The organism is Streptomyces sp. NPDC012637 (assembly GCF_042954805.1).
Classification (GTDB): Bacteria; Actinomycetota; Actinomycetes; order Streptomycetales; family Streptomycetaceae; genus Streptomyces.
Genome location: NZ_JBIBDS010000003.1, coordinates 417,250 through 439,632 on the forward strand (window position 1 = coordinate 417,250; position 22,383 = coordinate 439,632).

20 protein-coding genes are annotated in these 22,383 nt (G+C 72.5%); 9 read left to right on the top strand and 11 right to left on the bottom strand.

What is annotated here, in order from left to right; genetic code table 11:
• Positions 1 to 14: 14 nt before the first annotated feature.
• A complete protein-coding gene (locus ACFY8W_RS14935) occupies positions 15 to 779 on the bottom strand; it encodes an adenosylcobinamide-GDP ribazoletransferase (RefSeq protein WP_391104800.1) in 765 nt (254 codons plus the stop codon).
• Positions 780 to 871: 92 nt separating this feature from the next.
• On the opposite strand from ACFY8W_RS14935, the gene ACFY8W_RS14940 reads away from it, so the two are divergent.
• Positions 872 to 1,639: a hypothetical protein gene (locus tag ACFY8W_RS14940; protein WP_391104802.1), complete on the top strand. Its 768-nt coding sequence runs from the start codon at positions 872 to 874 to the stop codon at positions 1,637 to 1,639.
• Here the strand turns inward: ACFY8W_RS14940 and ACFY8W_RS14945 are convergent.
• The 4 genes from ACFY8W_RS14945 to ACFY8W_RS14960 form a co-directional block, all read right to left on the bottom strand.
• Positions 1,576 to 2,301 (bottom strand): hypothetical protein, encoded by a 726-nt coding sequence (locus ACFY8W_RS14945; RefSeq protein WP_391104805.1) that lies wholly within the window; start codon positions 2,299 to 2,301, stop codon positions 1,576 to 1,578. The genes ACFY8W_RS14940 and ACFY8W_RS14945 overlap by 64 nt on opposite strands.
• The gene (locus ACFY8W_RS14950) at positions 2,298 to 4,070 is read right to left on the bottom strand and encodes a phosphatidylglycerol lysyltransferase domain-containing protein (protein WP_391104808.1); all 1,773 of its coding nucleotides are present in this window, start codon (positions 4,068 to 4,070) and stop codon (positions 2,298 to 2,300) included. The genes ACFY8W_RS14945 and ACFY8W_RS14950 overlap by 4 nt, the downstream gene beginning before the upstream one ends.
• A 100-nt stretch (positions 4,071 to 4,170) precedes the next feature.
• Positions 4,171 to 5,238: a nicotinate-nucleotide--dimethylbenzimidazole phosphoribosyltransferase gene (cobT, locus tag ACFY8W_RS14955; protein WP_391104811.1), complete on the bottom strand. Its 1,068-nt coding sequence runs from the start codon at positions 5,236 to 5,238 to the stop codon at positions 4,171 to 4,173.
• Positions 5,239 to 5,311: 73 nt separating this feature from the next.
• Positions 5,312 to 6,514 (bottom strand): bifunctional adenosylcobinamide kinase/adenosylcobinamide-phosphate guanylyltransferase, encoded by a 1,203-nt coding sequence (locus ACFY8W_RS14960; RefSeq protein WP_391104814.1) that lies wholly within the window; start codon positions 6,512 to 6,514, stop codon positions 5,312 to 5,314.
• A gap of 91 nt (positions 6,515 to 6,605) precedes the next feature.
• On the opposite strand from ACFY8W_RS14960, the gene ACFY8W_RS14965 reads away from it, so the two are divergent.
• Positions 6,606 to 6,812 (top strand): hypothetical protein, encoded by a 207-nt coding sequence (locus ACFY8W_RS14965; RefSeq protein ID WP_391104817.1) that lies wholly within the window; start codon positions 6,606 to 6,608, stop codon positions 6,810 to 6,812.
• 328 nt (positions 6,813 to 7,140) lie between these two features.
• On the opposite strand, the gene ACFY8W_RS14970 is transcribed toward ACFY8W_RS14965, so the two are convergent.
• The 3 genes from ACFY8W_RS14970 to ACFY8W_RS14980 form a co-directional block, all read right to left on the bottom strand.
• Entirely contained in the window at positions 7,141 to 9,003 is a 1,863-nt protein-coding gene (locus ACFY8W_RS14970) for an ABC transporter transmembrane domain-containing protein (protein ID WP_391104820.1), read from the bottom strand.
• 300 nt (positions 9,004 to 9,303) lie between these two features.
• The gene (locus ACFY8W_RS14975; protein ID WP_391104823.1) at positions 9,304 to 10,080 is read right to left on the bottom strand and encodes a methyltransferase domain-containing protein; all 777 of its coding nucleotides are present in this window, start codon (positions 10,078 to 10,080) and stop codon (positions 9,304 to 9,306) included.
• A gap of 26 nt (positions 10,081 to 10,106) precedes the next feature.
• Positions 10,107 to 10,709, bottom strand: coding sequence for a DUF3043 domain-containing protein (locus ACFY8W_RS14980; protein WP_391104826.1), 603 nt, complete (start codon positions 10,707 to 10,709; stop codon positions 10,107 to 10,109).
• A 259-nt stretch (positions 10,710 to 10,968) separates the two neighbouring features.
• Between ACFY8W_RS14980 and ACFY8W_RS14985 the strand changes: the two genes are divergently transcribed.
• From ACFY8W_RS14985 to ACFY8W_RS15005, 5 genes are all read left to right on the top strand, one after another.
• Positions 10,969 to 11,772 (top strand): PspA/IM30 family protein, encoded by an 804-nt coding sequence (locus ACFY8W_RS14985; protein WP_391104829.1) that lies wholly within the window; start codon positions 10,969 to 10,971, stop codon positions 11,770 to 11,772.
• A gap of 35 nt (positions 11,773 to 11,807) precedes the next feature.
• The gene (locus ACFY8W_RS14990) at positions 11,808 to 12,086 is read left to right on the top strand and encodes a hypothetical protein (RefSeq protein ID WP_391104831.1); all 279 of its coding nucleotides are present in this window, start codon (positions 11,808 to 11,810) and stop codon (positions 12,084 to 12,086) included.
• A 79-nt stretch (positions 12,087 to 12,165) separates the two neighbouring features.
• Positions 12,166 to 13,404: a histidine kinase gene (locus tag ACFY8W_RS14995; RefSeq protein WP_391104833.1), complete on the top strand. Its 1,239-nt coding sequence runs from the start codon at positions 12,166 to 12,168 to the stop codon at positions 13,402 to 13,404.
• On the top strand, positions 13,401 to 14,147 hold the full coding sequence (locus ACFY8W_RS15000; RefSeq protein ID WP_391104836.1) for a response regulator: 747 nt from the start codon (positions 13,401 to 13,403) through the stop codon (positions 14,145 to 14,147). Before ACFY8W_RS14995 ends, ACFY8W_RS15000 begins: the two co-directional genes overlap by 4 nt.
• Positions 14,148 to 14,307: 160 nt before the next feature.
• Entirely contained in the window at positions 14,308 to 17,457 is a 3,150-nt protein-coding gene (locus ACFY8W_RS15005; protein WP_391104837.1) for an efflux RND transporter permease subunit, read from the top strand.
• A gap of 81 nt (positions 17,458 to 17,538) precedes the next feature.
• On the opposite strand, the gene nadA is transcribed toward ACFY8W_RS15005, so the two are convergent.
• On the bottom strand, positions 17,539 to 18,726 hold the full coding sequence (nadA, locus tag ACFY8W_RS15010) for a quinolinate synthase NadA (protein WP_391104840.1): 1,188 nt from the start codon (positions 18,724 to 18,726) through the stop codon (positions 17,539 to 17,541).
• Positions 18,727 to 18,995: 269 nt separating this feature from the next.
• Between nadA and ACFY8W_RS15015 the strand changes: the two genes are divergently transcribed.
• Positions 18,996 to 19,352, top strand: coding sequence for an iron-sulfur cluster assembly accessory protein (locus ACFY8W_RS15015; protein WP_019885637.1), 357 nt, complete (start codon positions 18,996 to 18,998; stop codon positions 19,350 to 19,352).
• A 96-nt stretch (positions 19,353 to 19,448) separates the two neighbouring features.
• Here the strand turns inward: ACFY8W_RS15015 and ACFY8W_RS15020 are convergent, their stop codons facing one another.
• Positions 19,449 to 20,942 carry a hypothetical protein gene (locus ACFY8W_RS15020; protein ID WP_391104843.1) on the bottom strand — a complete coding sequence of 498 codons (1,494 nt, stop codon included), beginning with the start codon at positions 20,940 to 20,942 and terminating at the stop codon, positions 19,449 to 19,451.
• A gap of 92 nt (positions 20,943 to 21,034) precedes the next feature.
• Complete coding sequence (locus ACFY8W_RS15025) at positions 21,035 to 21,241, bottom strand: hypothetical protein (protein WP_384421545.1); 207 nt, start codon at positions 21,239 to 21,241, stop codon at positions 21,035 to 21,037.
• A 131-nt stretch (positions 21,242 to 21,372) separates the two neighbouring features.
• Here ACFY8W_RS15025 and ACFY8W_RS15030 point away from each other — a divergent pair, with 131 nt between their 5' ends.
• Positions 21,373 to 22,347: a PfkB family carbohydrate kinase gene (locus ACFY8W_RS15030; protein ID WP_391104845.1), complete on the top strand. Its 975-nt coding sequence runs from the start codon at positions 21,373 to 21,375 to the stop codon at positions 22,345 to 22,347.
• Positions 22,348 to 22,383 lie beyond the last annotated feature (36 nt).

The window sequence follows — 22,383 nt, forward strand, 5'->3', positions numbered from 1 at the left end:
TGGTCTCCGGGCCGTCAGCCGAGCGTCAGCGCGACCAGCGCCGCCGTCGCGGCCGTCTCCTCCACCGCGCCGAAGACATCGCCCGTCACTCCGCCGAAGCGCCGTACGCACCGCCGCAGCAGCAGTTCCGCCACGGCGAGCGCGGCGAGCGCGGCGAGGACCTGCCGTACGGCGTCGTACCCGGAGAAGAGGGCGCCGGACACCGCGCACAGCACCAGGACCGCGGCGGTCGCCAGGGCGGCCGCGCGGATCGGGACGGTCGCCGCGACGACCGCGCCGAGGCCCTCGGGGCGCGCGGCCGGGACGCCGGTGCGGGAGGCGTGGGTGAGGGCGAGCCTGGCGACGGTCGCGGCGAGCGCGGCGGCGACGGTGCCCCGTGCCCAGTCCTCCCCGTACAGCTCGTACAGCGCCGCGACCTGGGCGAGCAGCGCGAGGACGAGCGTGATGACGCCGAAGGGCCCGATGTCGGACTGCTTCATGATGCGCAGCGCGTCCTCGGCGGGCTTGCCGCTGCCGAGCCCGTCGGCGGTGTCGGCGAGCCCGTCGAGGTGCAGGCCACGGGTCAGCAGCGCCGGGACGGCGACGGTGAGCACGGCGGCGAGCAGCGGGCCCGAGCCGAGCAGCAGGAACACCCCGCCGACGGCAGCCGCGAACAGGCCGACGACCAGGCCCGCGAGCGGGGCGCAGAGCATCCCGGCGCGTGCCGCGTCACGGTCCCAGCGGGTGATGCGGGCGGGAAGCACGGTGAGGGTGCCGAAGGCGAAACGCAGGCCGTCCATCCGCGGAAGGGTAGTGCCCCTGGTGAGAGGCTAAATTGGCCCCAAAGGAAGAAAACTGACGAATCGGCACCGAGCGACAGGCAGAGGGTGGCATGGGTCACTGGTTCTCGCGCAACATCGTCGAACCCGGGAAGCTCCCGATGTTCCTCGCCCTGACCTCGTTCGTGCTGACCTTCGCCGTCACCCGGACCATCACCCGGCTCATCCGCGCCGGCAGGGGCCCCTTCGGGAACATCTCCTCGGGCGGGGTGCACATCCACCACGTGGTGCCGGGCGTCGTGCTCACGGTCCTCGGCGGGTTCGGAGCGGTCGGCAGCGGCCGGCACGGCGTCGGGGCGGCGGTCTTCGCCGTGGTCTTCGGGATCGGGGCCGGGCTCGTGCTCGACGAGTTCGCGCTGATCCTGCACCTCGACGACGTCTACTGGTCGGACGACGGCCGCAAGAGCGTCGAGGTCGTCGTCCTGACCGCCGCCCTGGTGCTGCTGACGCTCGCCGGCTTCTCGCCGCTCGGTGTGAACGACATGACGTCCGAGGAGCAGCAGGACCGGGCGACGTTCATCCTGACCCTGGTGCTCAACTTCGTCCTGGTGCTGGTCACCCTGGTGAAGGGGAAGTTCCGGATGGCCGTGCTCGGCACCCTGATCCCCTTCGTCGCGATCATCGGCGCGGTCCGCCTCGCCCGCCCCGGCTCCTGGTGGTCCCGGCACCTCTACAGCCGCCGCCACCGGGCCCGGGCCCGCTCCCGGATCCGCACCTACCGGCACGACAAGCGCTGGGTCCGGGTGCGCCGCCGGGCTCAGGACCTGATCGGCGGCTTCCAGGAACGGGTGCCCGGCCGCGGCTCCACGCCGTCGCGCTGACGGCGCCGCTCCCGCCGTTCCCGCCACTCCTGCACGGCGATGATCACCAGGATCGCGGCGATCGCCGCCAGGTGCTCCTTGCCGGCCAGGTTGTTCTTGATCATCACCTCGACGACCATCGCCACGATCACCAGCGACCCGGTCCACCAGGCCCGGTAGCGCCAGCACACGTACACCGCGAGCCCGACGACCGCCGCCGACGGGCCGGTGTCCACCACCTGCGCGTCCGAGGCGGGCAGTCCCAGCGGGTTGTCCGGGCCGAGGGCGATGCCGACCCGGGCGTACAGGGTGCCGGCGAGCGTCGCCACGTACGCGAGCACCAGGGTCCGCCACCGGCCGAGGCAGATCTCGGCGATCCCGAAGACCAGCAGGACCTGTGCGAGCGCGCCCCACACCGGCAGGTCGAGCGCCGGGACGAACAGAGACAGCGGGGTACGGAGCAGGGCGGGGCCCAGCGGGTCCTCGGCGCGCACCGAGCCGATGTCCTGGACCGGCTGGTAGCCCCAGTCCTGGTTCTGCACGATCTGGAACACGGAGGTGAGGCAGACGGCGGTCAGCGTCATCGGGATCGCGCGCCACCTCCTCGTGACGAGCGCCGTCCGCACCGTGCCGAACAGCGGGCCCCACTCGCGGCGTGCGAACCCCTTGGGGTTCCTGCTCAACGCCGGCCCGCCAGATGCTTGCGGTGCAGCCACTTGGGCAGGCCCGGAGCCTCCAGGAAGCCTTCGGCGCGGCCGGCGGCGAGGCCGATCCGCAGCAGGTCGGCGCTCTTCTCGAAGAGCATGAATCGGGGCTCCCAGATCGGTCGGTACTTGGCGTTGGCACGGTACAGCGACTCGATCTGCCACCAGCGCGAGAAGAAGCTGAGCAGTGAACGCCACATCCGCAGCACGGGTCCCGCCCCGAGCTTCGAGCCGCGTTCGAAGACGGACCGGAACATCGCGAAGTTCAGCGAGACCTGAGTGATCCCGATCTCCTTCGCGCGCTGGAGCAGCTCGATGACCATGAACTCCATCAGACCGTTCTCGGAGTCCCGGTCACGGCGCATCAGGTCCAGCGAGAGGCCCTTCGGCCCCCACGGCACGAAGGACAGCACCGCCCGCAGCTCGGCCCCTTCCCCGCCGCCGGCGTCCCGGCACTCGAGCATCACGCAGCGCCCGTCCCTCGGGTCGCCGAGCCGCCCGAGCGCCATGGAGAAGCCGCGCTCGGTGGCGCCGTCGCGCCAGTCGTCGGCCTTGCGGAGCAGCTCGTCCATCTCGTCGGCGGGGATGTCCTCGTGGCGCCTGATCCGGACCTCGTAACCGGCCCGCTTGACCCGGTTGTAGGCCTGCCGCACCGTGCGCATGGCCCGCCCGTCGAGCGTGAACTCGTCGGTCTCGACGATCGCCTCGTCGCCCAGCTCCAGGGCGTCGAGCCCGTGCCGGGCGTAGATCGTCCCGGCCTCCTCGCTCGCGCCCATCACGGCCGGGATCCAGCCGTGCTCGCGGGCCTCGGCCAGCCAGGGCTCGATGGCGCCGGGCCAGGCCTCCGGGTCGCCGATGGGATCACCGGAGGCCAGCGACACGCCGCCCACCACCCGGTAGGCGATGGCCGCCTTCTCGCTGGGCGACCAGATGACGCTCTTCTCCCGGCGCAGCGCGAAGTAGCCGAGCGAGTCCCGGTCGCCGTGCTTGTCGAGCAGCACCCGCAGCCGGTCCTCGTCCTCCTCGGTGAGCGGGTCGACGGCCCGCCGCGAGCGGAAGGCCGCGAAGAGCACGGCGAACAGCAGCAGCGTGGACATCACGTTGATGACCACGTTCACCCAGCCCGGGGTGGAGATGCCGGGGAAACGCGAGTCGTCGGCAGCCACGGTGACCAGCCTCATCACGCCGTAGCGCCAGCGCTCCAGGAAGGTGGAGTGGGCGGTCGACTCGTTGGTGACGGTGACCAGGGCGGCGGCGAGCAGCGAGGTGACGAGCAGCCCGCCGACCGCGACGGCCGTCGCGAGCAGCGGGTTGGAGCGGTCGCCCTTCGCGTAGAACTCCTTGCGGCCGAGCAGCAGCGCGGCGAAGAAGGCCGCCGTCAGGACCAGCGAGATCCAGTTCTGGGCGTGCTGACGGATCTCCGGGAAGACCATCACCACCGCGAAGAGCAGCAGGAAGAGCCCGGAGAGCACGAAGTTCAGGATCCACGCGGCGCGCTTGCGGCGGCGCATGGTGATCGCCAGGAAGAGCGTGAAGACGCCCGACGCGAAGCCGGCGGTCAGCATGTACGGGGTGAAGTAGTCGTCCTCGTTGTGCCGGCGCAGGTCCTGGCCGAACGAGACCCACACGGCGCTCAGGAAGTTGATGAACGTGACGACCCGCAGATACCAGACGGCGAACGCGGCGCTGCGCCGCGAACGGACCGTGCTCTGGGGCGCTCCTTCGCTGGACAAACGGACCTCTCCCATGAAAAGCGATCATATGGGGCATCGCTCCGCACGGCCGGTCGCCGGGTGCGGCCGGCCGCGCGTGGCGGCCCGTTCGCACCCGGTGCCGTGATCCGTCTTCTCAGCTCTCCTCGGCCGGTGCGGCCACCGGAGAGGTCACCTCCGGCAGCTCCGCGGCCAGCGCGGCGGCGGCCCGGACGAGGGGAAGCGCGAGCAGGGCCCCGGTTCCCTCGCCCACAGTGACGCCGTGGTCCAGGAGAGGGTTGAGTGCCATCCGGTCCAGCGCCTTCGCCTGCGCCGGCTCCCCGCTCACCTGGCCCGCCAGCCACCAGTCGGGCGCCCGGAACGCCGCCCGCTGCGCCACCAGGGCACAGGCCGCGCCCACCACGCCGTCGAGCACCACCGGCATCCGCCGCACCGAGGCCTGCAGCAGGAAACCGGTCATCGCCGCCAGATCGGCGCCGCCGACCGCGGCGAGCAGCTCCAGCTGGTCACCGAGCACCGGCCGCGCCCGGCGCAGCGCGTCCCGGATCGCCGCGCACTTGCGCATCCAGGCCAGATCGTCGATCCCGGCACCGCCCCGCCCGGTCACCACCGAGGCGTCCGTCCCGCACAGCGCGGCGATGATCGTGGAAGCGGGAGTCGTGCCCCCCACGCTCACGTCGCCGAGCACCACGAGATCGGTCCCGGAGTCGGCCTCCTCGTCGGCGACGGCGATCCCCAGCTCCAGGGCCTCCCGCGCCTCCTCGACGGTCAGAGCGTCCTCCACGTCGATACGGCCCGAACCGCGCCGCACCCGGCGCCGGGTCACCTCCGCGGGCAGCAGCTCGGGATCGCAGTCGAGGCCCGCGTCCACGACCCGCACCGGCACCTGCTGGGCCCGTGCGAGCACCGCCACCGGGCTCGCCCCGTCGAGCACCGCGCGCACCAGCTCGTACGCACCGCCCGCGGCCCGCCCCGACACGTCGAGCGAGGCCACCCCGTGGTCACCCGCGAACAGCACCACCTTCGGCTGCTCGACCGGCCGCACGGGGACCGCGCCCTGCGCCGCCGACAGCCACTCGCCCAGCTCGTCCAGCCGCCCCAGCGCACCGGGACGGACGCTCAGCCGCTCCCTGCGCTCCTCGGCGTCACGCCGTATCCCCCCGTCGGGGCGCTCGATCAGATCGGAGAAGTCGTCGAGGTTCAAGGTTGCTTCCGCCTAGGAATCACACGGTCGTGGGCACGGCCCGGGAGGTGGATCAGGGCCAGTCGCTCGCACCCTACCCGCGCAGCACGAGCGCCTGCCCCGCGACCACGAGGAGCACCTGCTCGCACTCGTCGCCGAAGGCCGCGTTCAGCCGGCCCAGCTCGTCCCGGAAGCGCCGCCCCGACGCCGACGCCGGCACCACGCCCGAACCCACCTCGTTGGTCACGGCCACGACCGTGCGGGGCGTCCCGCGCACCGCGGCGACCAGTTCGGCGACCCGCTCGCCCAGGGCCTCCCGCCCGCCGTTCGCCCAGGTCTCGTCGTCCCATGCACCGACCCGGTCCATGGCGTCCGTCAGCCACAGCGACAGACAGTCGACGAGCAGCGGGGGCCCTTCCTCCCGCAGCAGCGGCACGAGGTCGCAGGTCTCCTCCGTACGCCAGGAACCCGGCCGCCGCTCCCGGTGCAGGCCGACCCGGTGGGCCCACTCCGGGTCGCCCTCGCGGGTGCCGCCCGTCGCCACGTACAGCACCTCCGGGAAGGTCTCCAGACGCCGCTCGGCCTCCACCGACTTCCCCGACCGGGCCCCGCCCGTCACCAGCGTGCGCCGCGGCACCTCCGGCACGGCGTGGTACTCGCCGACGTACAGCGTCGTCCCGTCCGGCACCGCCCGCGCGCCCGCCGCCGCCAGCTGCCGGTCCAGCTCGGCGCCGGTCGGCGCGTCGTGGTCCAGGTGCACGGCGATCACGTCCGTGACCGCCCCGACCGCCCCCGAAGCCCGCAGCCGGGCGAGGCCGTCCGGCCGCCCCGTCACGTCGGCGATCACCATGTCGTACGGGGCGCTGTGCGTCTCCCCGATCCCGGCGGGCGCGCCGCCGGGCGGCAGGTAGAGCAGCCGCTCACCGTCCGTCGAGGTCACCTCGTACCCGGTGCCCGGCGAGTCCATCGCCACGGCCCGCACCCGGTGACCGCTGATGAGCGTCAACTCCCGCCCGTCCGGCACCCGGCCGGCCGTCGGCAGCCCCGCCGGCACCTCCACGGCCGGCCCGTCGTGCGGATGCGTGAGCAGCACCTGCCGTACGCCCACCAGCGAGTGCCCCGAACGGGCGGCGGCCAGCGCGGCACCCGGCGTCAGATCCAGCAGCAGCGCCCCGTCCACCAGCAGCGAGGTCGCGGCCCGCGCCCGCCCGCCACGGGACAGCGCGCACACCGCGCACGGGCAGTCGGGGCGGGGGAGTCCGAGGGGGGCGCCGGTGCCGAGCAGAGTCAGTTCCACCCCTAGATCCTCCCGCGACACCGCAAGGGGTGCGCGCCCGGCTACGCTGCGGGCAGGAAACCGATCATCCGGTGAGCGCCAGGAGGCGGACATGGCATGGACGTGGCGGTTCGAGAAGTCCGACGGCACCGAGGTCCCGCCGACGGTGACTCCTGAGGAGTTCACCACCCAGGGCGACGCGGAATCCTGGCTGGGCGAGCACTGGCGCGCCCTCCTCGAGGGCGGCGCGGCGCAGGTGACGCTGTCGGAGGACGGCGCGAAGATCTACGGCCCGATGCCGCTGGACGCGGAAGGCTGACCCCCAGGGCGGGGCGCCGGCTCCCACGCCGACCCGCCCCGCCCCTCGGGCGCCCGTGGCCTTGTCGCCCGCCTCCGTGTGGGCATTCGTCCCGCTGGGGCGGGACGGGTGGGCACACGGGACGGCGCCCTTGGCGGCGCCTTCGCCCCCGCACCCACCCGCACCCCTGGAGCGCCGCGCCCTGTCGGTCACCGTCCAGCCGCGGGAGCCTGGGCCCGGCAAGGGGCGCCGTCCTGCGGGTGGGCGGGAACCGGGTGGGGGCGCCGCCCGGCGGACTGCGGGTGGGCGGGAACCGGGTGGGACCGACCGGCCCGCGGACGCGTGACGATCACGCGGTCCCGACCGGCGCCCCCTCCTTCGCCCCCTCCGCCGCCGCCAGGAACTGCGTCGCCGCCAGCTCCCCGTACAACTCGTCGCCCGCCACCAGCTCCGCGTGCGTCCCCACCGCCCGTACCCGGCCCGCCTCCATGACGACGATCCGCTCCGCCATCGTCACCGTCGACAGCCGGTGCGCCACGACGAGGACCGTCACGTCCCGGGCCACCTCCGCCACCACGTCCCGCAGCGCCAGCTCGTTCACCGCGTCCAGTTGCGAGGTGGCCTCGTCGAGCAGCAGCAGCCGCGGCTTCCGCAGCAGTGCCCGCGCGATGGCGACCCGCTGCCGCTCGCCGCCCGACAGCTTGGAGCCGCGGTGACCGACGACGGTGTCGAGACCGTCCGGCAGCCGCTCCACCAGACCGTCGAGCCGCGCCCGTACGAGGACCTGCCGGATCTCCTCCTCGGTGGCGTCCGGCGCGGCGAAGGTCAGGTTCTCGCGGAGGGTTCCGGACAGCACGGGCGCGTCCTGCTCCACGTACCCGATGGAGGCCCGCAGTTCGGCGAGCGGCCATTCCCGTACGTCGCGCCCGTCGACCAGCACCCGGCCGCCGGTCGCCTCGTAGAAGCGCTCGATCAGCCCGAACACCGTGGTCTTGCCCGCCCCGGACGGCCCCACGAACGCGGTCATGCCCCGGCCGGGAACCTCGAAGGAGACGCCGTGGTGGACGGGCGGCAGGTCGTCCCGGTACCGGAAGGCGACGTCGTCGAAGACGACCGAGGCGGGCCCGGCGCCCACGGCCCGCTCCGCCGGGCCACCGTCCCCGGCCGGACCGCCGACCGGACCGCCGGCCTCCCGGGCGTCCCGTGCCTCTCCGGCCTCCTCGACCTCCAGCGCCTCCGCCTCCAGGATCCGCGACACCGCCGCCGAGCCCACCTGGAACTGGGTCGCCGCCTCGACCAGCTTCGACACCGGCTCGATCAGGTAGAAGAGGAACAGCAGGAAGGCGATCAGCGACGAGACCGTCGTCGCTCCCGACGCCACCCGCGCGCCGCCGATGCCGAGCACCGCGAGGAACGACACCTGTACGGCGAGGCCGATCGACGACCCGGCGAGCGACTGCCACTTCGCCGACTTCACGCCGTGCCGCCAGGCCCGCTCCGCCGCCGCGTCCACGACGGCCGTCTCACGGGCCTCCGCGCCCGACGCCTTGATGGTGCGGAAGGCGCCGAAGGCACGCTCCAGGACCGTGGAGATCTCTCCCACCGCCTCCTGCGAGCGCCGGGTCGCCGCCGCGATCCGCGGCATGAGCAGGGCGACCGCGCCGCCGATCAGCACGATCACGCCGAGGGTGACGCCGAGCAGGACCGGGTCCATGAAGCCCATGAGGACGAGCGTGGCGACGAAGGAGAGCCCGCCGGTGGCCGCCGACACCACGGACTGGGTGGTGACGGCGCGCAGCAGCGTGGTGTCGGAGGTGATCCGGGACATCAGGTCGCCGGGCTGGGTCTTCTCGACCTCCGGCAGCCGCAGCCGCAGCAGTCGCCCGATCAGCGAGCGCCGGGCGGCGAGCACCACGGACTCGGCGGTGCGTTCCAGGACGTACGAGCCGAGCGCGTCGACCGCCGTGCCGAAGACGACGAGGGCGGTGAGGGCGAGCAGGACGGCTGCGATCGGTTCGTCCTGGCCCAGCCGGTCCACCAGCGCCTTCGCGGCGAGCGGCTGGGCGAGGCCGCTCGCCGCGCCGATCAGCGCGAGCAGCGCGCCCAGCGCGACGGCGGCCCGGTGCGGGCGGAAGTGCGCGTAGAGGGCGCGCCAGACGAGACGGGCGGGTACGGCGGTGGCGGCTTCGGAGGCCGGTTCGATGGCGGTCACACCGACCAGGACGCGTCCCCGCCCCGATCACCTGACCGCCGCCGCTGCCCCACCGCCACCCGGCAGGACCGGCGGCAGACGGGGCCGGCGGCCGCCGCGACCGGCTGCGGCAGGGCACTGCCCGTCGCCACCGACACCGACAGGAGACCGAGCCCACCGCCACCCGGCATGACCGGCGGCAGACGGGGCCGGCGGCCGCCGCGACCGCTGCGGCAGGACACTGCCCGTCGCCACCGACACCGACGGCAGGACAGGCCCCGCCGTCGCCACCGGCTCACGACCCCCGGACCGGGCTCCGACTCAGCCCCGTACCCCGCAGAGGTGCAGCAGCCCCGCGATCCGGCGGTACGGGTCGGTGCGGCCGGCGCGGTCCTCCGCGGCCAGGAGGCGTTCCAGTTCGTCGGCGGCCGGCAGGCCGAGGTCGCCGGGGATGCCGTCGGTGAAGACGCGCACGCCGTACCAGGCGTGCAGCGGCGCGGCGATGCCGGCGAGCGTCGAGGTGAGCGCGTCCAGGCGGTCGGCGCGTACCTTCGCGCCGCTCCCGTCGGTGTAGACGTCCGACTCGAACCCCGCGAGCGCGCCCGCCCAGTCCCCGGCGAGGCCCGGCCGCATGGCCAGCGCCTCCGCGTTCCGTACCACCAGGGACAGCAGGCCACCGGGGGCCAGCATCCGGGCCAGGCCCGCGAGCAGGGCGTCCGGTTCGTCGGCGTGCAGGAGCACGCCGTGGCACAGGACGACGTCGAAGCTGCCGGGCAGGAAGTGCACCCCGGTCTCGCGGCCGTTGCCCTCGATCAGCCGGACCCGCTCGCGGATGCCGGCCGGTTCGGTCGCCAGCGAATCGCGGGCGGCCTTGAGCAGCTCGGGGTCGGCCTCCATACCGGTCACGGTGTGACCGGCGCGGGCCAGGCGCAGGGCCTGGGTGCCCTGTCCCATGCCCGCGTCGAGGATGCGCAGCCGCTGCCCCACCGGGTAGCGCGCGGCTATCTGCTCGTCGAGCTGGCGCGCGATCAGCTCCTGGCGGACGGTGTCGCGCAGCCCGCCGGGCACGGCGGGCCAGTGGCCGACGACGGGCAGCACCTCACCCGCGGCCGATTCCTCCGCGCTCAGGGCCGCTCTCCGCGCTTGACCTGCGGCTTCGGCAGCCGCAGCCGGCGCATCTGGAGCGTGCGCATCAGGCCGTACGCGATCGCGCCGCGCTTCGACTCGTTCGGGAAGCGCTCGGCCAGCTGCTTGCGCAGCCGCAGCCAGATGCCGATCGAGTCGATGACGATCATGACGATGACACCGGCCCACAGCAGCAGCGAGATGTTCTGCAGCTGGCGGTTGGTGTTGCCGAACAGCGACAGGACGAGGATCACCACGGCCATCGGCAGGAAGAACTCGGCGACGGCGAAGCGCGAGTCGACGAAGTCGCGGACGAAGCGCCGCACCGGGCCCTTGTCGCGGGCCGGCAGGAAGCGCTCGTCACCGCTGTTCAGCGCCTCGCGCTGACGGGCCAGGTCCGCACGGCGAGCCTCGCGCTGACGCTTGGCGGCCTCCTTGCGGTCCATCGGCGCTGACTGCGCACGGCGGCGCTGGGTCTGGGCCTCACTCCGCTTCGGGGTCGGGCGGCCCTTGGGGGCCTCGGGGTCGCGGGGCTGCTTGGAGAGGTCCGCCGTCACCTTGTCGGTGGGGGCCTTCTCATCCTTCGAACGGCTACGGAACACAACGCCAAGGGTACGTGCTGCCAGGCATGGACCCCAGCGCGGCCGGGAACGATCCGCTAACACCCTGCGTCTCCGCCTGCGGGGAACGGGGCGGCCAGGGGTCTCCCTACTCCCTGGGCCGGAGGTGCGGTGATCCCCACTCGTCCTTGGGGAGGAGCACATCGGGCCCCGAACAGTGCGGTAATGGAGTGAGGAACCGTACTGTGGTTCTTGTTGGAGTGCTGGAGCCGAGTCCGTCAGAAGGGGGCGCGCGAAGCCCATGAGCGGTGTGATGAAGCGTATGGGGATGATCTTCCGCGCGAAGGCAAACAAGGCCCTCGACCGGGCCGAGGATCCGCGCGAGACCCTCGATTACTCCTACCAGAAGCAGCTGGAGCTGCTGCAGAAGGTGCGCAGGGGCGTCGCCGACGTGGCGACCTCCCGCAAGCGCCTGGAGCTGCAGCTGAACCAGCTCCAGGGCCAGTCCGCCAAGCTGGAGGACCAGGGCCGCAAGGCGCTGGCGCTCGGCCGCGAGGACCTGGCGCGTGAGGCGCTGTCCCGGCGGGCCGCGCTGCAGCAGCAGGTCAGCGACCTGGAGGTGCAGCACCAGACCCTGCAGGGCGAGGAGGAGAAGCTCACCCTCGCCGCGCAGCGGCTGCAGGCCAAGGTCGACGCCTTCCGTACGAAGAAGGAGACGATCAAGGCGACGTACACGGCCGCCCAGGCGCAGACCCGGATCGCCGAGTCGTTCTCCGGCATCTCGGAGGAGATGAGCGACGTCGGTCTGGCGATCCAGCGGGCCGAGGACAAGACCGCCCAGCTCCAGGCACGGGCCGGCGCGATCGACGAGCTGCTCGCCTCGGGCGCCCTCGACGACCAGTCCGGTCTGGCCAAGGACGACATCCAGGCGGAGCTCGACCGCCTCTCCGGCGGTACGGACGTGGAGCTCGAGCTGCAGCGGATGAAGGCCGAGCTGGCCGGCGGTCCTTCGGCGCAGCAGCAGGCACTCGAGGGCGGCAACGGCGCCGCGCAGAACCAGGGCCAGAACCAGCAGCAGTCCCAGCCCCGCTTCGACAAGCAGTAGGCCGACCAGCAGCAGTCCACGGAAGAGGACGCGTCATGATCGTACGGATCATGGGGGAGGGCCAGTGGAAGCTGGCCGACAGTCACTTCGCCGAGCTGAACAAGCTCGACGACGAACTCCTGGAGGAGATGGAGTCGGGCGACGGGGCGGGCTTCCGCCGCACGCTCCACGCCCTGCTCGACAAGGTCCGGGAGATCGGCGAGCCGCTGCCGGACGACGCGCTGGAACCCTCCGAACTGATCCTGCCCGCTCCTGACGCGAGCCTCGACGAGGTCCGCGCGATGCTCTCCGACGACGGCCTCCTCCCCGGCTGAGCGCTCCCGCCGATGCCCCGTCCCCCAGGGACGGGGCATCGGTGCGTCCGGGCCCCGTGACCCCGTACCGTCTTCTGCTGTGACGACCAACGGCACCCCGCTCGCGACCCCGCTCGCGCGGACCCGGCACCGGCTGCGGGCGCATCCTCTGGCCTTCGACGCGGGCCTGGCCCTCGTCGTGCTCGCGTGCATGGTCACCGGCTCCTTCACCGACCCGCACGGCAGCCCCGACGGGCCCACCTTCGGGGACAGGGTGCCCACCGCCTCCGGCGTGGTCCTGATGCTGCTCGGGGCGGCGGCGCTGGTGTTCCGGCGCCGGCAGCCCATCGCGGTGCTCGCGGCCACCACCCTCTTCTCCCTGGTCGCGCTGATCGGCGACGCACGCCCCGCCCCGGTCGCCATGAGCGCCGTCGTGGCCCTCTTCACCGTCGCCTCCCGCACCGACCGGCCCACCACCTGGCGGCTCGGCCTGGCCACCATGGCCGCGATGACCTTCGCCGCCATGGTCTTCGGACCGACACCCTGGTACGCGCAGGAGAACCTGGGCGTCTTCGCCTGGACCGGGATGGCCGCGGCGGCCGGGGACGCGGTGCGCAGCCGCCGAGCCTTCGTGGACGCCATACGGGAGCGGGCCGAGCGCGCCGAGCGCAGCCGCGAGGAGGAGGCCCGGCGGCGGGTCGCCGAGGAACGGCTGCGGATCGCCCGCGACCTCCACGACGTCGTGGCCCACCACATCGCGCTGGTGAACGTGCAGGCCGGGGTCGCCGCGCACGTCATGGACAAGCGCCCCGACCAGGCCAAGGAGGCTTTGGCGCACGTGCGCACCGCCTCCCGTTCGGCGCTCGACGAGCTGCGCGCCACGGTCGGGCTGCTGCGCCAGTCGGGCGACCCGGAGGCCCCGACGGAGCCGGTGTCGGGCCTCGCCGTCCTGGACGACCTGCTGGCCACCTTCCGCAACGCCGGGCTGCCGGTCGAGCTGGCCCGCACCGACGGCGGCGCCGCCCTGCCCGCGGCCGTCGACCTCGCCGCGTACCGGATCATCCAGGAGGCGCTGACCAACGTGCGCAAGCACGCGGGGGCCGAGGCCAGGGCGGAGGTGAGCGTGGTCAGGGTCGGCCGCACCGTCGAGATCACCGTCCTCGACGACGGCCCGCTGCTCGTCGAACCGGTGCCCGGCGGCGGCCACGGCCTGGTCGGGATGCGCGAGCGGGTGACCGCCCTCGGCGGCACGCTGACCGCCGCACCCCGCTACGGAGGCGGCTTCCGGGTGCAGGCGATACTGCCCGTGACCGGCCGCACGGGGGAGGACGACGCATGACGACCGACGAGGGCACGGGCACGGACACCTTCCAGGGCGGGGACGGGGACCCGGACCGGCCCATCAGGGTGCTGCTCGCCGACGACCAGGCCCTGCTGCGCAGCGCCTTCAAGGTCCTGGTGAACTCGGAGCCCGACATGGAGGTGGTCGCCGAGGCCGCCGACGGCGCCGAGGCGGTGGCCCTGGCCCGGGCCACCCGGGCGGACGTGGTCCTCATGGACATCCGGATGCCCGGCACCGACGGGCTCGCCGCCACCCGCCTGATCACCGCGGACCCCGAGCTGTCCGGTGTCCGGATCGTCATGCTCACCACCTTCGAGGTGGACGAGTACGTGGTGCAGTCGCTGCGCGCCGGGGCCTCCGGCTTCCTGGGCAAGGGCGCGGAGCCGGAGGAGCTGCTCGGCGCCATCCGGGTCGCGCACGCGGGCGAGGCGCTGCTCTCGCCGGCCGCGACGAAGGGCCTGATCGCCACGTTCCTCGCACAGGGCGGCGGCGCGGACGCGGGCCGGGAGGCACCGGCGTACTCCGAGCGCCTGTCGGCACTCACCGCCCGCGAGCGGGAGGTGCTCGTGCTGGTGGCGAGCGGCCGTTCCAACGACGAGATCGCCGACCGGCTCGACGTCAGCCCGCTCACCGTGAAGACCCATGTGAACCGGACCATGGCCAAGCTGGGCGCCCGGGACCGGGCCCAGCTGGTCGTCACGGCCTACGAGTCGGGGCTCGTACGCCCAAGGGTGGAGTGACCCGGGGGGCGGGCGTACTCCAGACGCGGTATGCGCGGCATAAGGAATTGGGCCCGGGGGCCGAGGATCGGGCCCTTCGCGTGGCTGATCGTATAAGCGGACACCCCTGGGGGCCCCTGAGGGTGTCCGGCCGCCGAGTACGCCACAGAAGAGAGTCCCCATGTCCTGGCTGTCCAGATTCAGCCTCGCGCAACGGGCCCTGATCGGGCTGATGTCCCTCGTCGCGCTCCTCTTCGGAGTGATCGCGATCCCGCAGCTGAAGCAGCAGCTGTTCCCCTCGATCGAGCTCCCGATGGTCTCGGTCCTCGCCCCGTACCAGGGCGCCTCGCCCGACGTGGTCGAGAAGCAGGTGGTCCAGCCGATCGAGAACAACCTCAAGGCCGTCGACGGCATCAAGGGCATCACGTCCACCGCCTCCGAGGGCAACGCCGTCATCATGGCCAGCTTCGACTACGGGGACGAGGGGACCAAGCAGCTCGTCGCCGACGTCCAGCAGGCCGTGAACCGGGCCCGGGCCACGCTGCCCGACTCGGTCGACCCGCAGGTGGTGGCCGGCTCCACCGACGACATCCCGACCGTCGTCCTCGCCGTCACCTCCGACAAGGACCAGCAGGCACTCGCCGACCAGCTGGAGAGGACCGTCGTCCCGGTACTCGAGGACATCGACGGCGTCGCCCAGGTCTCCATCGACGGGGTGCAGGACCTCCAGGTCTCCGTGACGCCCGACGACCGCAAGCTCGCGGCGGCCGGACTGAACCCGATGAAGCTCGCCGAGGCGATCAGGAACGGCGGCGGCACCATGCCCGCCGGCGCCTTCTCGGAGGCCGGCAAGAGCCGCACCGTCCAGGTCGGCGGCGGCTACACCTCGCTCCGGCAGATCGAGGACCTGCGGATCAAGCCCGAGAAGGGCAGGGCGGTCCGCCTCGGCGACGTCGCCACGGTCGAGCAGGAGGAGTCGCGCCGCGTCTCCCTCACCCGGACCGACGGCAAGCCCAGCCTCGCCGTCATGGCCACCATGGACAAGGACGGCAGCGCCGTCGCCATCTCCGACGCGGTCCAGGACAAGCTGCCCCAGCTGCGCAAGGACCTCGGCGCGGGCGCCGAGCTGACCGTGGTCTCCGACCAGGGCCCGGCCGTCGCCAAGTCGATCTCCGGACTCACCACGGAGGGCGCGCTCGGCCTCGTCATGGCCGTCCTCGTCATCCTGGTCTTCCTCGCCTCGCTGCGCTCCACCCTGGTCACCGCGGTCTCCATCCCGCTGTCGGTCGTCCTGGCCCTGATCGTGCTGTGGACCCGCGACCTGTCGCTGAACGTGCTGACCCTCGGCGCGCTCACCATCGCCATCGGCCGGGTCGTCGACGACTCGATCGTGGTCCTGGAGAACATCAAGCGGCACCTCGGCTACGGCGAGGAGCGGCAGGCCGCGATCGTCACGGCGGTCAAGGAGGTCGCCGGCGCGGTCACCTCCTCGACGCTCACCACCGTCGCCGTCTTCCTGCCGATCGGTCTGGTCGGCGGCATGATCGGCGAGCTCTTCGGTTCGTTCAGCCTGACCGTCACCGCCGCGCTCCTCGCGTCGCTGCTCGTCTCGCTCACCGTCGTGCCGGTCCTCTCGTACTGGTTCCTGCGCGCCCCCAAGGGCACGCCGGAGGACCCGGCGGAGGCCCGCAGGCTGGCCGAGGAGAAGGAGAACAAGAGCCGGCTGCAGCGCGCGTACGTGCCGGTGCTGCGGTTCGCGACCCGGCGCCGTCTCACCAGCGTGGCCATCGCCCTCGTGGTGCTCTTCGGCACCTTCGGGATGGGCGGCCTGCTGAAGACCAACTTCTTCGACCAGGGCGAGCAGCAGGTCCTGACCGTCAAGCAGAAGCTGGCGCCCGGCACCAGCCTCGCCGCCTCCGACGAGGCCGCGAAGAAGATCGAGAAGGTCCTCGCCGGCACCGAGGGCGTCAAGGACTACCAGGTCACGGTCGGCTCCTCCGGCTTCATGGCGGCCTTCGGCGGCGGCACCGGCTCCAACCAGGCCTCCTTCCAGGTCACCCTGGAGGACTCCGCCTCGTACGAGAAGACCCGGGACGCGATCGACGCGGCGCTCGGGAAGCTCGACGGCATCGGCGACACCTCCATCGCGGCCGGCGACGGCTTCGGCAACCAGGACCTGAGCGTGGTCGTCAAGGCCGGCGACCCGGCGGTCCTGAAGAAGGCCTCCGAGCAGGTCAGGAACGCCGTGGCGGAGCTGAAGGACGTCACCGACGTCCAGAGCGACCTGTCGCAGTCGGTGCCCCGGATCTCGGTGAAGGCCAACGAGAAGGCCGCCGACGCGGGCTTCGACGACACCACTCTCGGCATGGTCGTCTCCCAGGCCGTACGCGGCATCCCGGCCGCGAAGGCGACCCTCGACGACACCGAGCGGGACGTCCTGATCACCTCGGCGAAGCCGGCCACCACCCTGGCCGAGCTGAAGGCGCTGCCGCTCGGCCCGGTGAGGCTGGGCGACGTCGCCACCGTCGAGCTGGTGGCGGGACCGGTCTCCATGACCCGGATCGACGGCGCCCGCGCGGCGACGATCACCGCCAAGCCGACCACCGACAACACCGGTGAGGTCAGCGCGGCGCTCCGGAAGAAGATCGACGGCCTCGACCTCCCGGACGGCGCCACCGCCTCCATCGGCGGTGTCTCCGAGGACCAGGCCGAGGCGGCGAGCAGCATGGCCCTGGCGATGCTCGCGGCCGTCGCGATCGTCTTCATGCTCCTGGTCGCGACCTTCCGCTCGCTGATCCAGCCGCTGATCCTGCTGGTCTCCATCCCGTTCGCGGCGACCGGCGCCATCGGCCTGCTCGTCGCGACGGGGACGCCCATGGGGGTCCCGGCGATGATCGGCATGCTGATGCTGATCGGCATCGTGGTCACCAACGCGATCGTCCTGATCGACCTGATCAACCAGTACCGGGCCCAGGGCCTGGGCGTGGTCGAAGCGGTGATCGAGGGCGGACGGCACCGTCTGCGCCCGATCCTGATGACGGCCCTGGCGACGATCTTCGCGCTGCTCCCGATGGCGCTCGGCATCACCGGCGAGGGCGGCTTCATCGCGAAGCCGCTGGCCGTGGTGGTGATCGGCGGTCTGATCACCTCGACGCTGCTGACCCTGCTGCTCGTCCCGACGCTCTACGCGATGGTGGAGCTCCGCAAGGAGCGCCGCGCGAAGAAGAAGGCGGCGAAGAAGACGGGGAAGAAGGGCGACGGGACGGTCATCCCGGAGCAGCCGGACGTCACCCCGGTGGACGCGACGCTGCTGGACGCCCTGGACTCCTGATCCGTACGGCATGACGAAGGGGCGCCCCGCGAGTGCGGGGCGCCCCTTCCGTACGTCCGTGCCGTCCGTATCGAGGAATCGTTACGGCAGAGCCAGCATCCGCTCCAGGGCGAGCTTGGCGAAGGACTCCGTCTCCTTGTCGACCTGGATCCGGTTGACCAGGTTGCCCTCGGCGAGGGACTCCAGGGTCCAGACCAGGTGCGGCAGGTCGATGCGGTTCATGGTCGAGCAGAAGCAGACCGTCTTGTCGAGGAAGACGATCTCCTTGTCCTCGGCGGCGAAGCGGTTCGCCAGGCGGCGGACCAGGTTCAGCTCGGTGCCGATCGCCCACTTCGAGCCGGCCGGGGCCGCCTCCAGGGCCTTGATGATGTACTCCGTGGAGCCCACGTAGTCGGCGGCGGCCACGACCTCGTGCTTGCACTCGGGGTGGACCAGCACGTTGACGCCCGGGATGCGCTCGCGCACGTCGTTGACCGAGTCCAGGCTGAACCGGCCGTGCACCGAGCAGTGGCCGCGCCACAGGATCATCTTCGCGCCGCGCAGCTCCTCGGCGGTCAGGCCGCCGTTCGGCTTGTGCGGGTTGTAGACGACGCAGTCGTCCAGGGACATGCCCATGTCGCGGACGGCGGTGTTGCGGCCCAGGTGCTGGTCCGGCAGGAAGAGCACCTTCTCGCCCTGCTCGAAGGCCCAGTCCAGGGCGCGCTTCGCGTTCGACGAGGTGCAGATGGTGCCGCCGTGCTTGCCGGTGAAGGCCTTGATGTCGGCGGAGGAGTTCATGTACGAGACGGGCACGACCTGCTCGGCTATGCCGGCCTCGGTGAGCACGTCCCAGCACTCGGCGACCTGCTCGGCGGTGGCCATGTCGGCCATCGAGCAGCCGGCGGCCAGGTCGGGCAGCACGACCTTCTGGTCGTCACCGGTCAGGATGTCCGCCGACTCGGCCATGAAGTGCACGCCGCAGAAGACGATGTACTCGGCCTCCGGCTTGGCGGCGGCGTCACGGGCGAGCTTGAAGGAGTCGCCGGTGACGTCGGCGAACTGGATGACCTCGTCGCGCTGGTAGTGGTGCCCGAGGACGAAGACCTTGTCCCCGAGCTTCTCCTTGGCGACGCGGGCGCGTTCCACCAGGTCGGGGTCGGACGGCGACGGCAGGTCGCCGGGGCACTCCACGCCACGCTCGCTCTTGGGGTCGGCCTCGCGGCCGAGCAGGAGAAGGGCGAGCGGCGTCGGCTGGACGTCCAGGGGCTGGGCGGTGGTCACGTCACGCACCCTTTCTACAGTGAGCCTCGTAAAGCCTTTTCGTCGAAATGACGCTATCTATCATAACCGGTTCACGTCACTTTGACGATGTCCATAGTGTCGATGTGACGAATTCGCCTCGCGCCTCTCCGTGGGTCTCGCCACTTCGCCTTCCACGTCCCGGGGTGCGGTGTGCGAGCATGAAGGGGAAAGACACGCCTCGGCCCGGAATGAATCCGCGGCCCCGCCGGTTGCAACCGTCGGCAAGCAGTCTCCGTACCAACCCGGGAGAGAAGCAGATGTCCGTATCGGACGAGAAGACCACTGTCAGCGACGGCATCCTCCTGTCCGACGCCGCCGCGGCCAAGGTCAAGGCCCTGCTCGACCAGGAAGGCCGTGACGACCTGGCCCTGCGCGTCGCCGTTCAGCCCGGTGGCTGCTCCGGCCTGCGTTACCAGCTGTTCTTCGACGAGCGCTCGCTCGACGGCGACGTCGTCAAGGACTTCGGCGGCGTCAAGGTCGTCACCGACCGCATGAGCGCCCCGTACCTGGGCGGCGCGTCGATCGACTTCGTCGACACCATCGAGAAGCAGGGCTTCACGATCGACAACCCGAACGCCACGGGCTCCTGCGCCTGCGGCGACAGCTTCAGCTAAGCCCGAAGAGACGGCCTGAGCCGTACGCACGCGTGAGGGCGGCACCCGGAGGTCCGGGTGCCGCCCTCACGCGCGTTCCGGCCCGAGCCGGAGGCCCTACGGCCGCGGCACCGCCTCGTTGCTCGCCCCGTCCACGACCGGCCGGTCACCCAGCGGCGCCCGCAGCGTCACCGTCTTCGTGATCTCCAGGGCGACCATGATGCACGCCCGTCCGGGGTCCCGCGGCGTCTCCTTGATCCGCACCACGACCTGCCGCGGGTCCTCCTGCGCCGTCACCGCGTAGTCGCTGCACGCCCCGCCCCAGAAGGTCACCGACAGCTTCCGGCCACTCGCGTCCGTCGTGAACGAGGTGACCTGCCGGGCCGGCGCCGTCCCCTGGTCGGGCGCCGGCGTGGGGGTCGGCGAGGGCTTGGCCGGCGGGGTCAGATAGCGCGCGTCCACCGCCGTCCGCACCACCGTGTACGGCTTGGCGCCGGGCTTCGCCTCCGCCGTGAACAGCCACGCCGGCACGAGCACCTGCTCGCCGTCCACGTACTGCGCGGCCAGACCGAACACCGCGCCCGTCACCGTCACCTCGTCCGGCGCCGCCAGGTCGACGATCGTCTGGCAGGGCGCCTGCCCCGTCTCGCCCTTGCCCTTGCCACCGGTCAGGGGCTGGTCCGCCGGCGGGTCCGTGGCGCAGCCGCCGATGCCGACCGGGCCGGTGCCCTTCGAGGCCTCGTTCAGCTCGGCGAGCGCCTTCTCCGCGCCGACCACCGGATAGGTGTCGCCCTTCGCGGGCGCCTTCAGGCGCCCGCTGCCGGCCGTCACGGAACCGTCCGGGCCGATGTGGATCCCGGTGGACCAGCCGTACGTGGGCAGCCCGCCGACCACCGGGTCGGCGTTGACCACCCGGTCCGAGCCGTTCATCACCTGGCTCGCGTCCACCTTGGCGTCGTCCTGGCCGATCGCCTTGAGCACCGGCGCGGCCGCCGCCTTCGCCGCGGCCTCGCTCACCGGCGAGCCGCCGCTCGGCGGCTTCGCCTCTCCCGGGGGCGGGCAGGCCTTGCCCTTGAGGCAGGTGTCGCCGACCGGACCGCCGTCGTACCGGCTGAGCGTCCAGCTGCCCGGCGCCTTCGCCGACACGTCGAGGCGCAGCCCCGAGGCGTCCTTCTCCGGGGCCAGCCGCCAGACCTCGCCGACCAGCTGCGGGGTGCCCGGGATGCCCAGGGCCTCGGCGAGCCGGGTCACCTCCGCCGGGGTGACCCGGCCCTCGGGCCGGTGGACCGCGGCCGAGGAGGGCCCGTGGGGGAGGGGGCCCTTGGCTTTGTAGACGGTCCCGTTGGGGTCGCCGCCCGGGTCGGGCTCGCCCGGCGCGATCCCCGGACCGCCGTCCGTCGTGCCGCCCAGGTTCAGCGGCGGGGGAGCGGCGGCCGCTCCCTCCGCGGCCTTGGCGTCCCCGCCGTCGCCCTGGGCGGTGGTGGCGTAGTACACGCCGCCGCCGCCCACGAGGAGCACTCCCGCCGCCACCGAGGCGACCAGAAGCTGACCGCGCTTGCCGGGCCGGTTCTCCGTACTGCTGCTCACCGCGCGCTCCTCCAGACGTGGCATCCCTGCGGAAGACACCCATGGGACGAGGGCGACGCGATTCCGGTTCCCCGGTTGCTCCGGACCGGTGGCGGACCGGTTGCTCCAGGGGTGTCTCAGACCCCGTACTCGGAGGTGGCGGCGATGAGTCTGGCCGACGCGGCCGGCACCTCGACGCCGTGGATCAGCGCGGGGGACACCGGCGCGGCCGCCGGACTTGACGGAGTCACCCAGTGCGGTGCCATCCGCGCGCCGTCCCCGCACAGCTCGGCGAGGCTGAAATCGGACTCCTGGGGCTCACGAGGAGCGGGGTACTCGGTCATGGCCGCACCGTACGCACGCTCCGGCTCTGGGGAAAAGGCCTACTCTGGGGTAGTTTCCGCTGTTCGGCTTCCGCCCCCGCACCCGGTAGCGTGAACTGTCATTGCCGTCCCTCCACCAGGAGCGCCCAGCCGTGCGTATCGCAGTCACCGGCTCCATCGCCACCGACCACCTCATGACCTTCCCCGGCCGGTTCGCCGACCAGTTCGTGGCCGACCAGCTCCACACGGTCTCGCTGTCGTTCCTCGTCGACAACCTCGACGTCCGCCGGGGCGGCGTCGCCGCGAACATCTCCTTCGGCATGGGTCAGCTCGGCGGCAGGCCGGTCCTGGTGGGAGCGGCCGGCTTCGACTTCGACGAGTACCGCGCCTGGCTCGACCGGCACGGCGTCGACACCGGCTCCGTCCGCATCTCCGAGGTGCTGCACACCGCGCGCTTCGTGTGCACCACGGACAAGGACCACAACCAGATCGGCTCCTTCTACACCGGTGCCATGAGCGAGGCCCGGCTGATCGAGCTCAAGGCCGTCGCCGACCGCGTGGGCGGCCTCGACCTGGTCCTCATCGGTGCCGACGACCCGGAGGCGATGCTGCGCCACACCGAGGAGTGCCGGACCCGCGAGATCCCCTTCGCCGCCGACTTCTCGCAGCAGATCGCGCGCATGGACGGCCAGGAGATCCGCACCCTCATGGACGGCGCGGCCTTCCTCTTCTCCAACGAGTACGAGAAGGGGCTCATCGAGTCGAAGACCGGCTGGACCGAGGAGGAGATCCTCGGCCGGGTCGGCCACCGGGTCACCACCCTCGGCTCGCGCGGCGTGCGCATCGAGCGGGCCGGCGAGGACCCGATCGAGGTCGGCTGCCCGGAGGAGGAGGCCAAGGTCGACCCGACCGGCGTCGGCGACGCCTTCCGGGCCGGCTTCCTGACCGGCCTCGGCTGGGGCGTCAGCCTCGAGCGCGCCGCCCAGGTCGGCTGCATGCTCGCCACCCTGGTGATCGAGACCCTGGGCACCCAGGAGTACACCCTGCGCCGCACCAACTTCATGGAGCGCTTCACCAAGGCGTACGGCGACGAGGCCGCCGCCGAGGTCCAGGCCCACCTGGCCTGACCCGCACGCCACCGGACCCCGGGCGCCCCACGGCGC